At 65.4% G+C, this 12,780-nt stretch carries 8 protein-coding genes; 5 read left to right on the forward strand and 3 right to left on the reverse strand.

Going from position 1 to position 12,780, the window contains the following annotated elements; all coding sequences use genetic code 11:
- The first annotated feature begins 135 nt into the window (after positions 1-135).
- The 5 genes from purD to plsB all read left to right on the forward strand — a co-directional run bounded on the left by purD (position 136) and on the right by plsB (position 7,885).
- The gene (gene purD, locus ACEWQ0_RS11590) at positions 136-1,419 is read left to right on the forward strand and encodes a phosphoribosylamine--glycine ligase (RefSeq protein ID WP_476485419.1); all 1,284 of its coding nucleotides are present in this window, start codon (positions 136-138) and stop codon (positions 1,417-1,419) included.
- A 5-nt stretch (positions 1,420-1,424) separates the two neighbouring features.
- The gene (gene uvrD, locus ACEWQ0_RS11595; RefSeq protein WP_476482845.1) at positions 1,425-3,593 is read left to right on the forward strand and encodes a DNA helicase II; all 2,169 of its coding nucleotides are present in this window, start codon (positions 1,425-1,427) and stop codon (positions 3,591-3,593) included.
- Positions 3,593-4,426, forward strand: a complete 834-nt coding sequence (locus ACEWQ0_RS11600; RefSeq protein ID WP_476482846.1) for an alpha/beta fold hydrolase — start codon at positions 3,593-3,595, stop codon at positions 4,424-4,426. The genes uvrD and ACEWQ0_RS11600 overlap by 1 nt, the downstream gene beginning before the upstream one ends.
- Positions 4,413-5,156, forward strand: coding sequence for an orotidine-5'-phosphate decarboxylase (pyrF, locus tag ACEWQ0_RS11605; protein ID WP_476485420.1), 744 nt, complete (start codon positions 4,413-4,415; stop codon positions 5,154-5,156). Before ACEWQ0_RS11600 ends, pyrF begins: the two co-directional genes overlap by 14 nt.
- 212 nt (positions 5,157-5,368) lie before the next feature.
- Positions 5,369-7,885 (forward strand): glycerol-3-phosphate 1-O-acyltransferase PlsB, encoded by a 2,517-nt coding sequence (gene plsB / locus ACEWQ0_RS11610; protein ID WP_476485421.1) that lies wholly within the window; start codon positions 5,369-5,371, stop codon positions 7,883-7,885.
- Positions 7,886-7,959: 74 nt separating this feature from the next.
- On the opposite strand, the gene recG is transcribed toward plsB, so the two are convergent.
- From recG to ACEWQ0_RS11625, 3 genes are all read right to left on the reverse strand, one after another.
- The gene (recG, locus tag ACEWQ0_RS11615) at positions 7,960-10,014 is read right to left on the reverse strand and encodes an ATP-dependent DNA helicase RecG (protein ID WP_476485422.1); all 2,055 of its coding nucleotides are present in this window, start codon (positions 10,012-10,014) and stop codon (positions 7,960-7,962) included.
- 41 nt (positions 10,015-10,055) lie between these two features.
- The gene (locus tag ACEWQ0_RS11620; RefSeq protein WP_476482850.1) at positions 10,056-10,445 is read right to left on the reverse strand and encodes a RidA family protein; all 390 of its coding nucleotides are present in this window, start codon (positions 10,443-10,445) and stop codon (positions 10,056-10,058) included.
- Positions 10,446-10,629: 184 nt separating this feature from the next.
- The gene (locus ACEWQ0_RS11625; RefSeq protein ID WP_476485423.1) at positions 10,630-12,744 is read right to left on the reverse strand and encodes a RelA/SpoT family protein; all 2,115 of its coding nucleotides are present in this window, start codon (positions 12,742-12,744) and stop codon (positions 10,630-10,632) included.
- Positions 12,745-12,780: the final 36 nt, after the last annotated feature.

The following is a 12,780-nucleotide window of genomic DNA, read 5'->3' on the forward strand; positions in this document are numbered from 1 at the left end:
TCATTGAAATTTCAAACATCGAGATTTGTTCGCAAATTGGTATTTGGAATTCGATCATTTCCGGCGCCTCCGAACGCCCGGATGGCCCGGGCAGCCGCTGTACAATAAGACGGCACACAGACATCGGAATACCCAATGAAACTTCTCGTCGTCGGCGGTGGCGGCCGCGAGCACGCGCTGGCCTGGAAGCTGGCTCAATCGGACCGCGTCGACGAAGTCATCGTCGCGCCCGGCAACGCCGGCACGGCCTCCGAACCGGGCATTCGCAATGCGCCCGTGGGCGTCGAAGACATCGACGCACTGATCGAGCTGGCGCAATCGGAAGCCATCGCACTGACGGTGGTCGGACCCGAGGCACCGCTGGCGGCCGGTATCGTCGACCGCTTTGAAGCGGCCGGCCTGAAGTGCTTCGGCCCGCACGCCGCGGCGGCACAGCTGGAATCATCCAAGGCCTTTGCCAAGGAGTTCATGTCGCGCCACAACATCCCGACGGCCGCCTTTGGAGTGGTCGAGGACGTCGATGCCGGCATGAAGCTGATTCAGGGCATCGGCCTGCCGGTGGTACTCAAGGCCGACGGCCTGGCCTCCGGCAAAGGCGTGGTGATCGTCGAAACCGAGGAGCAGGCGCGCCGCACGCTCACCGACATGCTTTCCGGGCAGGCCTTCGGTGCAGCCGGCCGGCGGGTGGTGATCGAAGAGCTGCTGCTTGGCGAAGAAGCCAGCTTCATTGTCGTTGCCAGCGGCCGGCAGTATCTGCCGATGGCCTCAAGCCAGGACCACAAGCGCCGCGACGACGGTGACCGCGGCCCCAACACCGGCGGCATGGGCGCCTATTCGCCCGCGCCCGCGGTCGACGAGTCCGCATACCAGCGCATCATCGACGAGGTCATCGAACCCGCACTCGCTGGCCTGGCAGCCGACGGCCATCCGTTTTCCGGCTTCCTCTATGCCGGGGTAATGCTCACCGCCAGCGGGCCGAAAGTGCTCGAGTTCAACGTGCGCCTGGGCGACCCGGAAACCCAACCGATCCTGATGCGCCTGCAATCGGACCTGGTCGAGGTGGTCGAGCACGCGCTTGCCGGCACGCTTGATCGGGTTGATCCGGTCTGGGATGAACGCACTGCCCTGGCGGTGGTCATGGCCGCCGGCGGCTACCCCGAACACTATGACCGGGGGCACGCGATCAGCGGCCTGGAAACCGATTTCCCCGCTGATGTGAAGGTCTTCCACGCCGGCACTGCCGCGGACGAAAACGGCCACGCGATCACCAGCGGTGGTCGCGTGCTGGCGCTCTGTGCCCTGGGCGAAACTCCGAAACAGGCCCAGGCTCTGGCCTACCAGTGGATTGCCCGGATCGGCTTTGAGCGCGGCTTCTACCGCGGCGATATCGGCTTCCGGGCCATTGACCGCAGCCGCTGATCGCCATGGATGTCAGCCACCTGCTCGAGGAGCTCAACGACGCGCAACGCCAAGCCGTCACCGCCGAGGACGGGCATGTGCTGGTGCTCGCCGGCGCCGGCTCGGGCAAGACCCGCGTGCTGGTGCATCGCATTGCCTGGCTGATCCAGGTTCACCACATCAGCCCCATGAGCCTGCTGGCGGTGACTTTCACCAACAAGGCCGCCGGCGAGATGCGCGCGCGCGTCGGCCAGCTGCTGGGCCTGCGCCCCGACGGGCTGTGGATCGGCACCTTTCACGGCATCTGCCATCGCATTCTGCGCATGCATGCTGCCGATGCCGGCCTGCCCGACACCTTTCAGATTCTCGACAGCGAGGACCAGTACCGGCTGATCCGCAGAGTCATCCGCGACATGGAGCTCGACGAGGGCGAATATCCCGCCCGCCAGATGCAGGGTCTGATCAACCACCACAAGGATGAAGGTCGACGGCCGGAAAACATCGAACCCTTCGATAACCCGCATGCGCTCACGCAGGTCGCCATCTATCGCCATTATCAGGACTACTGCGAACGCTCCGGCCTGGTAGATTTTGCCGAACTGCTGCTGCGCACGCTCGAGCTGTTGCGCGACAATCCGGCGCGCCAGCAGCAATACCGCGATCGCTTTGGCCACATCATGATCGACGAGTTTCAGGACACCAACAAGCTGCAGTACGCGCTGGTGCGAATCATTGCCGGCAACCGCTCCCGGCTGTTCGTGGTCGGCGATGATGACCAGTCGATCTACGGCTGGCGCGGCGCCCGGGTCGAAAACGTGGCGGACTTTGCCCGTGATTTCGCCCCGGCTGTCGTGCGCCTGGAACAGAACTATCGCTCGACCGCAACCATTCTCGAGGCCGCCAACCGGGTCATTGCCCACAACGACGAGCGCATGGGCAAGAACCTCTGGACCGAAGACGAAAGCGGCGAGCCGATCCGTATCTTTGCTGCCTTCAGCGCCGAGGAGGAAGCCGAGTTCGTGGTCGCCCGTATCCGCGACTGGCTGGAACAGGGAGGCACGGCGTCAGAAGCAGCGGTGCTTTATCGCTCCAACGCGCAGTCGCGCCTGTTCGAGCATCAGCTGCTGGCCGAAGGCATTCCCTACCGCGTCTACGGCGGCCAGCGCTTCTTCGAGCGCGCCGAAATCAAGGACGCCATGGGCTATCTGCGGCTGGTTCACAATCGCGGCGACGACCCGGCCTTCGAACGCGTGGTCAATGTGCCGGCGCGCGGTATCGGTGAACGCACGGTTGCCGCCATCCGCGAGCACGCACGGGCGGCCGGCACCTCCCTGTTTGCCGCCGCCACGGCCATGCGCGACAGCGGCGCTTTCGCTGCGCGCGCCGGTAACGCCGTAGCCCAGTTCCTGGAACTCATCGACGCGCTCGATCTTCGCACCCGTGACAGCTCGCTGGGCGAGCTGATGTCGGCGGTAGTCGAGACCGCCGACCTGGCGCGCTGGTACGCTCAACGCGAGGCGCCTGATCGCGCCGAAACACGCGAGGAAAACCTGACCGAACTGATCCGCGCGGCCGAGACCTTCGACCAGCCGCTGGAAGACGAGCAGGCGGGCTTGAGCCCGCTGGCCTCCTTCCTGGCGCAGGCCGCGCTCGAGGCCGGCGAACACCAGGGCGAACAGTGGCAGGACTGCGTCCAGCTGATGACGCTGCATTCGGCCAAGGGACTGGAGTTTCCGCTGGTGTTTCTGTCGGGCATGGAAGAAGGCCTGTTTCCGCACCACAAATCGGCCCAGGAGCCCGGCCGCCTGTCCGAGGAGCGACGGCTGTGCTACGTCGGCATGACCCGGGCCATGCAGCAGCTATATCTGAGCTATGCCGAATCGCGTATGCTCCACGGCCAGACCACCACCAGCTACCCCTCGCGGTTCCTGGACGAGCTGCCGCGCGAACTGACCGAGGAAGTACGACCGCGTCCGTCGCGGCTGCAAGGCACCGCTTTCGGTTCGGGCGACGCGCAGCCTGGAGTCGAACACGAGTTCGGACTGGGCTCGACGGTGAGCCACGAACGCTTTGGTATCGGCACGGTAGTCAATGTCGAGGGCAGTGGCGCCGGCGCCCGGGTACAGATCAACTTTGAAACCGCCGGTCAGAAATGGCTGGTGCTGGCCTACGCCAACCTGGAGCGTCTGGACTGATGGAGCCGATCGAGCTGCTCGATGGCCGCATCGCCGCGCTGCGCCGCCGGCGCGGCGAGATACCCGTACTGGCGCTGCACGGCTGGCTCGATAACGCACACTCCTTTCTGCCGCTGAGCCCCCATCTCGACGGCCTCGATCTGATCGCCATCGACTTGCCCGGCCACGGCTTTTCGGCGCCCCGCCCCGAAGGCGCGCGTTACCACTTCGACGACTACGTCTTCGATGTTCTGGCCGTGCTCGACCATCTGGGCTGGCAGCGGGCCCACCTGCTCGGCCACTCGCTGGGCGGGGCGGTGGCGACACTGGTTGCGGCTGCGGCACCCGAACGCGTGCGCTCGCTCGCGCTGATCGAGGGCCTGGGCCCGCTTTCAGCGCCGGCCGAGAGCACCGCCGAACACTGGAAAACGGCGGTGGCGCGCTCGCGACCGCGGCCCCGGCGGGTACACCGAACGCTTGACGACGCCATCGCCGCACGCCAACAGGGCAACGATCTGGACACCACGGCCACCCGCCTGCTGGCCGAGCGCGGCCTCATCGAGGTCAGCGGTGGCTGGCAGTGGGGCCACGACCTGCGCCTGACCTGGCCCACGGCGCACCGCTATACCGAAGCGCAGGTCATCGATCTGATTGCCTGTATCAAGGCACCGGCGCTCAACATCTACTCCGAGCCAATGAGCGGCCTGCTGGATGAAGCGCTGTTCCAGCGGCGTCTGGCGGCGCTGGGCCCGCGTCCGGCCACGCTGAGCTGCCCCGGAGGCCATCACCTTCACATGCGCCACCCCGAGCGGATCGCCGCACACATCCTGGAGCACTTTCATGACCCTGCCTGACAATCGCCACGATATCCCCACGGCTGAACGCCTGATCTTCGCCCTCGACGTGCCCGATGTCGACCGTGCCCGACAGCTCATCAAGCAGCTTGGTGACCACGTGCACTTCTATAAGCTTGGGCTGGAGCTGTTCCTCAGCGGCGGCTATTTCGAATTGGCCGATGAGCTCAAGCAGGCCGGCAAGCGGGTCTTTGCCGACCTCAAGCTGTTCGACATTCCGCCGACGGTGGGCCGTGCCACCGCGCAACTGGCTCGCCGCGACGTTGATTTTCTGACCGTGCACGGCAATGACGGCATGCTCGCCGAGGCGGTGGCCAACCGCGGCGAAGTGGGCATTCTGGCCGTCACCGCGCTGACCAGCCTGGACCAGGGCGATCTCGATGATCTCGGCTTTGACTGCGATGTGGAAAGCCTGGTGCTCTCGCGCGCCCGCCGCGCGTTTGACCTGGGCTGTAGCGGCGTGGTCTCTTCGGGGCTGGAGGTCGCCGCCCTGCGCCAGCAGGTCGATGAGCGCCTGGTAGCCGTCTGCCCCGGCATCCGACCGGTCGCCAACGACGAGCAAAAGCGCACGCTCAGCGCCGCCCGGGCCTTCGCTGCCGGCGCCGACTACATCGTCGTTGGCCGCCCCATTCGCGATGCCGGCGACCCGGCGGCCGCAGCCGCCGGCATGCAGGAGGAAATCTCCAAGTATTTCAGCGGCTTGCAAGACACTCATGAGCAGGTTGATTAATAACCCGACCCTGGTATATGATTTCGCTTGAGGGAGGCAAGTACGGCATCGCCAGCCGCGCCCCCGCGATCAACAACGAAAAACAGTCCTCTCCGGCTCAGCCGGTTGGCCGGGCAGCTGCTGGCAGTTGCCCGGCCTTTCTTTCTGCGCTGTGCCAGTCCGGTCTGGCGGGCCGGATGGTAAACTGACCGGCCCCGAATCCCGATCTCGTCATGCAGCGATCCGCCCCCGCAATCGGTTGGCCGGCGCGCCTGTACCGCGCCTGGCTGAACCTGCTCCGACGCATTCTCCACTGGTGGGTGCGCTCGACCGTGCTGCCCGAAGATCTCAGCGAGCTCGGCATCGACCCCGAGCGCCCGGTGTTCTACGTCCTCGATACCTATGCGCTGTCCTCGCTGCTGATTGTCGACCAGGTCTGCGACAAGCTGGACTGGTCACGTCCCGCGGGGCCGTTCCGGCTCGGCTCTGAGCAGCTGCCGCGTTCCTACAGCGCCTCACGGCGCTACGGCGGCCTTTTCCTGCGGCGCCCGCAGCGGCGGCGGTATCCGCAGATGCTGCGACGGATGCTGGAATCGGCCGACCGCGACGCCCTGGCGCCGATACAGATCCTGCCGGTCACTGTGCTCATCGGGCGGGCGCCGGACAAGGAGGACAGCGTCTTCAAGATCCTGTTCAGCGAAAACTGGGCGGAGGCCGGACGCCTGCGTCGGCTGTTTTCGACCCTGATCAACGGGCGCGCAACCATGGTCCAGTTCGGCAAGCCGGTACAGGTGGGCGAAGTGCTCGCCGAAACCGAGGACAACGCCCAGGCGCTGGGGCGCATCAGCCGGCTTCTGCGCGTTCATTTCAAACGCGTGCGCACCGCCGCCATCGGCCCCGACCGCTCTCATCGACGCACTCTGGTCGAGCGCGTGGTGCGCTCCGACGCGGTCCAGGAAGCCATTGCCACCAAAGCCCGTCGCGATGACATCGCCACGGAGAAAGCCGAACTGCTGGCGCGCAAGTACGCCCGCGAGATCGCGGCTGACTATTCCTACGCCTTCATACGCATTGCCGACCTGCTGCTGACGTGGTTCTGGAACCGGATCTACCGCGGCGTGGCGGTGCGGCACTTCAGCGCATTCCGCGAAGCCCAGGCCGGGCAGGAGATCGTCTATGTTCCCTGCCACCGCAGCCATATCGACTACATGCTGCTGTCCTACCTGCTCTACCACCGCGGCTTCGTGCCCCCGCACATCGCCGCCGGGGTCAATCTCAACATGCCTCTGGTCGGGCCGCTGCTGCGTCGCGGCGGCGCGTTTTTCCTGCGCCGCTCGTTCCGCTCGCAGCCGCTTTATGCCGCGGTGTTCAACCAGTACGTCGCCCTCATCCTCGATCGCGGCGTGGCCATGGAATACTTCATCGAAGGAACCCGCTCCCGCACCGGCCGGCTGTTGCCGCCCAAGGGCGGGATGCTCTCGATCACCGTACGCGCATTCCTTCGCAACCCCACCAAACCGGTCATGTTCCAGCCGGTCTACATCGGCTACGAGCGTCTCGCCGAAGGCAGCTCCTATATTGCCGAGCTGTCAGGCCAGCAGAAAAAACCGGAGTCGCTGTCGGACTTTCGCAATCTGATCAACATCCTGCGCAAGAACTACGGTGAAGTCACCGTCAGCTTCGGCGAACCGATTCAGCTGGCCGAACTGCTGGATGGACACGAGGTCGAGTGGCGCGCGCAGACGGCCGACAGCAGCAGCAAGCCGCCCTGGCTCAACCAGGTGGTTGACGACCTGGCCGAGCGCATCATGGTCAACATCAACCGCAGCGCGGACGTCAATCCCGTCAACTTGCTGGCCACCGCGCTGCTGGCGAGCCGCAAGCATGCCCTCGACGAAGATGATCTGGAAATGATGATCGGCATGCTCAAGAACATCATCGAGCTGACCGGCTATTCGGATCGGGTCACCGTGACCCGCATGACGCCAGGGCAGATCATCGAATACGGGCTGGAGCTGGGCATCATCGAGCGTCAGCAGCACCGTCTCGGCGACATCATTCGCACCGACGCCACGCGCGCGGTGCTGCTGACTTACTTCCGCAACAATACCGCGCATCTGCTGGCCATCAGCGCCTGGATCGCGAGCTGTTTTCTCAACACGCAGCGCGTGCGCCGCGCGCGCCTGAAGGACCTCAGTCGCACGGTCTATCCGTTTCTGCAAAAGGAACTGTTCCTGCCCTGGACGCCCGAGGAGCTCGACGGTATCGTCGAGCGCTGCCTCGAGACCCTGATCGAACTCCAGCTGCTGCGAGTGACCGGCGACGACATCAAGCGCGCGCCCGGAGGCAGTGATCAGAGCTACTATCTGCGCCTTCTGGGGGGCTCGCTGCTGCAGACCTTCGAGCGCTATTTCATCACCATGGCGGTTCTGGTCAAGAACGGATCAGGCCGACTCAGCCGCGGCCAGCTTGAACAGCTGTGCATTCTGGCCGCGCAACGGCTGTCGCTGCTGCACGAATTCGAAGCGCCGGAATTCTACGACCGAACGCTGTTTCGCCAGTTCATCGAGGCGATGTTTGCCAGTGGCTTTCTCGCACGAGACGAGGACAACTGCCTGGTTTTCGGCGGCCGGCTCGAGCGCTTCACCCGCGACGCCAAGCTGGTGCTGAGCAAGGAAATCCGCCACACCATCATCCAGGTGACGCCAGAGCTGCTCGAACTGACCGGCAAGGATGCACAGCGCGTCTGAATGCAACCTGCTTTGATGCCGGGTTAATGGCTTGCCGACGTCAGCACCCGACGCTGACCGGCTTCAACCCCCGCTCAGACATCCACAAACTGCTCGGCATCGCCGAGCCAGCGTTCGATGACCGTATCCGCGGCGGCCACATCCAGCGACTCGCCCAGGGCCTTGACCGGCTCGAGCAAATCAGCATCGCGCGCCAGATCGGCGATGCGGAAACGCAGCATGCCGGTCTGGCGCGTTCCGAGCACCTCGCCGGGGCCACGCAACTCGAGATCGCGTTCGGCGATCACGAAGCCGTCGGTGGTCTCGCGCATCGTCTCCAGACGCTTTTGCGCGATCTTTCCCAGCGGCGGCCTGTAGATGAGCACACAGGCGGCCTGCTCGCTGCCGCGGCCCACCCGGCCGCGCAGCTGATGCAGCTGGGACAGTCCGAGGCGCTCGGCGTTTTCGATCATCATCAGGCTGGCTGCGGGGACGTCAACGCCGACCTCGATCACCGTGGTGGCCACCAGCAGGGCAATCTCGCCCCCGGCGAAGGCATCCATCACCGCCTGTTTTTCCGCCGGCTTCATGCGCCCGTGGATCAGCCCGACGGTGAACTCCGGCAACGCCGCCGACAGCGCGTCGGCGGTTGATTCAGCGGCCTGGGCGGCGAGCAGCTCGGAGTCCTCGATCAGCGGACACACCCAATAAGCCTGCCGCCCCTCGCCGAGTGCCGAACGCAAGCGCTCGATGATCTGCTCGCGTCGGCCCTCGCTAAGCACGACGGTGGTCACCGGCTTGCGCCCCGGCGGCAGCTCGTCGATGACGGAAATTTCCAGGCCGGCGTAGGCGGTCATCGCCAGCGTTCGCGGAATGGGCGTGGCCGTCATCACCAGCTGGTGCGGCGAGCGCGCGCCTTCGCTGCCCTTGGCAGCCAGCGCCAGGCGCTGGTGTACACCGAAGCGGTGCTGTTCATCGACCACGATCAGGGCCAAGTCGTTGAACTCCACGCCTTCCTGAAAAAGCGCATGCGTGCCGATCGCGATGCTCGCACCCTCGGCCAGGCGCGCCAGCGCTTGGCGGCGCGCCTTGCCCTTGACCTTGCCGGCAAGCCACACCGGCTCGATACCCAGCGGCTCGAGCCACTGTGACAAGGTTCGGTAGTGCTGCTCGGCGAGAATCTCGGTGGGAGCGACAATCGCCGCCTGGCGTTTGCTGGCGGCGGCGGCCAGCAGCGCGCAGGCGGCCACCAGAGTCTTGCCCGAGCCGACATCACCCTGCAGCAGGCGCCGCATCGGCTGCCTGGCGCCAACATCGGCCACGATCTCGCCGATGACCCGTTTCTGGGCGCCGGTCGGCTCGAAGCCGACGATCTCGAGCAGCCGACCCTGCAAGCGCTCATCAGGCACCAGAGCATGCGCGCGCTGGCGGGCGCGGGCCCGGTTGAGCCGCGTGAGCGCCAGATGATGGGCCAGCAGCTCTTCGGTGGCCAGGCGCTGTATGGCCGGATGCTGGCCGTCGATCAAGGCGTCGAGGTTTTCCTCGGGCCCGGGGCGGTGGATGACGCGCAGCGCCGCGAGCAGGGCCGGCCCGCCACGCTGGGTCAGCGCGGTGGCCAGGGGATCGGCCAGCTCGATCCGATCAGCCAGCAGGCGCTCGACCACGCCGTCGATCAGGCCAGCCAGCGTGGCCTGCGCCAGGCCCCGCGTCACCGGGTAGATGGCAGTGAGATGCTTCGGCAGCGGCGCCGGCTTGCCGTCGCCCAGCACCTGGCACTGCGGGTGCGCCATCTCGAAACCCTGGGGCCCGAAGCGCACGTCGCCAAAGCAGCGCACGCGGTTGCCCTGGCGGTACATGCGCTGCTGCGAGGGGTAGAAGCGAAAAAAGCGCAGCGTGAGCTGGCCGGTATCATCGGCCAGGGTCACCAGCATCATCCGCCGGCGGCGCTGCACGATCTCCTGGTGAACGACGCGGCCTTCCACCTGCGATCGCGTTTCCGGCCGCAGCCGGCCCAGCGGCACGATGCGCGTGCGGTCCTCATAACGCAGCGGGCGGTGAAACAGCAGATCCAGCTCGCGGACAATGCCCAGCGCTTTCAGGCGCGAGGCCACCTGGGGACCCACGCCGTCAAGCTCGGAAACCTCACGCAAGCCCTTGCCCGCCACGCCGCAACCGCCCCGGCAGACCGCCGTCAGCCGTCCGCAAGCACCATCACCGCGTCCATCTCCACCGACACGCCCTTGGGCAGGGCCGCGACCTGGATGGCCGCACGTGCCGGATAAGGCTCGGAGAAGCGTTCGGCCATCAGCTCGTTGACGGTGCCGAAATGCGATAGATCGGTGAGAAAGATATTGAGCTTGACGATGTCATCCATGCGGCCGCCGGCGGCCTCGACCACCGCGGCGAGGTTGTCGAACACGCGGTTGGTCAAGGCGGTGAAATCACCCTCGATAACCTCGCCACTTTCCGGGTCGAGCGGAATCTGACCGGAAACATAAACCGTGTTGCCGGCACGAATGGCCTGGGAATAGGGGCCGATGGCCGCGGGAGCCGAGGACGTTTTTACAGGTTGTTTTGGCATATCCAGAATCTCCGGGTGTTAGCAGGCACGAAAGTTCGAAATCCGAAGCACCAAGTCCGAGACAAATTCGAAACACGAATATTTCAAACAAAACCCATCGGGGCTCAGGACGAGTTCCACAGGATCGCGCCCAGTATAAGCATGAGCTGCCGACCCGGAGGCCCTTTCGAGCTGCCTGGCGGCTTCAGGCAATTTCGCGACTCACCCTGAGCACATAGCGACTGCGCCGCAGCCGGCGCATCACGCGCGCCAGCTGGTCGCGGCCCGATACCGAGAGGGTGAACTGCAAGGTGGCCGTCTCGCGGGTGGTGGACGGTTGCTCGACGCGCTCGATGTTGGCCCCGACTTCGCTGAGACGGGCCGACACCGCGGCGAGCACGCCGGGGCCATTGACGGTGATGACCTTCAGCCGCACGGCAAATCGCCCCGCCATCACCGGCGCCCAGCCAACCTCGATGCAGCGCTCGGAGTGGTCTTTCTGCAGCTCGGGCACGTTGGGGCAGCGCTGCCGGTGAATGACCAGCCCCTTGCCCGGCGAGAGATAGCCCATGATGGGATCTCCCGGGATCGGATGGCAGCAGTTGGCGTAATCAATGGCGCTGCCTTCGGTGCCGCCGATGGTCAGCGCCTCGGACTCGGGTTCTTCGCTGGTTCGCCGCTGCGTCAGCGGCAGCAGCTTGTGAGCGACCACGCGCGCCAGCATCTCGCCGCGGGCGATGCGGATGAGCAGGTCTTCAAGGCGTTCGAGCTTGAGTTTCTTCAGGGAGCGATCCAGACGCCGCTGCGAAATGTCTTCCAGAAAGAAACCGCGGCGCGCCAGGGCCTGGTCGAGCAGGCGATGCCCAATCGCCACCGAGTCGGCCTGCTCCAGATTCTTCAGGTGGGCGCGGATGCTCGATCGCGCCTTCGAGGTGACCACGAACTCGTGCCACTCCGGCTGCGGGCTGGCGCCTTTCCGGGTCACGATCTCGACGGTCTGGCCCGACTCCAGCGGGGTGTTGAGCGGCACCGGTTCACGATCGATGCGCGCGCCCACGGCCTGGTTGCCGACGTCGGTATGAATCGCGTAGGCAAAGTCCAGCGCCGTCGATCTGGCCTTGAGGTCGATGATCTTGCCGCGCGGCGTGAACACGAACACATCGTCGGGAAACAGTTCGGCCTTGGCCGTGTCCATGAACTCGACGGAGTCGTGCGCGCGTGACTGGGTTTCAACCAGCTTGAGCAGCCACTCACGGGCACGCACAGCGGTCTGGCCATCGGGCGTGGCCTTGTAGAGCCAGTGCGCCGCCGCGCCCTTCTCGGCCACCAGGTCCATTTCCTCGGTGCGAATCTGGATCTCGATGGGCACATCGAAACGCGTATTGACCACCGTGTGCAGCGACTGATAGCCATTGGGCTTGGCCAGCGCGATGTAGTCCTTGAAACTGCCGGGCCGGGGCTTGTAGAGCGTGTGCACCACGCCCAGGGCCTGGTAACAGTGCGGCTCCGACTGCGTGATGACGCGAAACGCGTAACGATCCATCACCTGATCGAAGCTCAGCGACTTGTCGCGCATCTTGCAGTAGATGCTGTAGAGGGTCTTGGTGCGACCTTCGACACGGGCTGGAATGCCGGCCTCGCTGAGTCGCTTCTTGAGCGCGTCGGTGACCGAGTCGATGATCTCCGCCCGATTGCCCGCGCCCTGCCGGATCCGCCGGGTCAGCACCCGATGGCGATTGGGATGGCGGTACTGGAAACCCAGCGCCTCGAGCTCTTCACGCAGCTCGTTCATGCCCAGGCGCGCGGCGATTGGCGCATAGATGTCGAGCGTTTCGGTCGAGATGCGCCGCTGTGCGGCAGGCGTCATGTGGCCGATGGTGCGCATGTTGTGCAGCCGATCGGCCAGCTTGATGAAGATCACGCGCAGATCGCGGCTCATGGCCAGAAGCAGCTTGCGGAAGCTTTCTGCATCCGCCTCCCGGCGTGTGCGGAACTTCATCTTGTCGAGCTTGGTGACCCCGTCGACAAGCTTGGCGACCTGCTCGTCGAACTGTTCGACGAGGTCGTCGCGCTCGAGCTCGGTATCTTCGATGGTGTCGTGCAGAATGGCCGCGGCGATGGTCTGATAATCCATCCGCATGCCGGCCAGGATGTGCGCCACCGCCACCGGGTGGGTGATGTAGTCTTCGCCCGAGCGGCGTTTCTGGCCCTGGTGCGCTTTCGAACCGGCCTCGTAGGCGCGCAGCACTACCGCCACGTGCTGCGGTTCCAGATAGGTATTGAGCACGTCTCTCAGTTCGCGAACCGGGGCGGGCAACATGGCGACTTCAGGGTAACGATGTGCCGGCTCGGTGAC

The organism is Wenzhouxiangella sp. YN9 (genome assembly GCF_056324165.1).

Bases quoted from the DNA above. Each gene is read 5' to 3' on its own strand.
- purD (WP_476485419.1), top strand. From the start codon at position 136: ATGAAACTTCTCGTCGTCGGCGGTGGCGGCCGCGAGCACGCGCTGGCC.
- uvrD (WP_476482845.1), top strand. From the start codon at position 1,425: ATGGATGTCAGCCACCTGCTCGAGGAGCTCAACGACGCGCAACGCCAA.
- ACEWQ0_RS11600 (WP_476482846.1), top strand. From the start codon at position 3,593: ATGGAGCCGATCGAGCTGCTCGATGGCCGCATCGCCGCGCTGCGCCGC.
- pyrF (WP_476485420.1), top strand. From the start codon at position 4,413: ATGACCCTGCCTGACAATCGCCACGATATCCCCACGGCTGAACGCCTG.
- plsB (WP_476485421.1), top strand. From the start codon at position 5,369: ATGCAGCGATCCGCCCCCGCAATCGGTTGGCCGGCGCGCCTGTACCGC.
- ACEWQ0_RS11620 (WP_476482850.1), bottom strand. From the start codon at position 10,445: ATGCCAAAACAACCTGTAAAAACGTCCTCGGCTCCCGCGGCCATCGGC.
- ACEWQ0_RS11625 (WP_476485423.1), bottom strand. From the start codon at position 12,744: ATGTTGCCCGCCCCGGTTCGCGAACTGAGAGACGTGCTCAATACCTAT.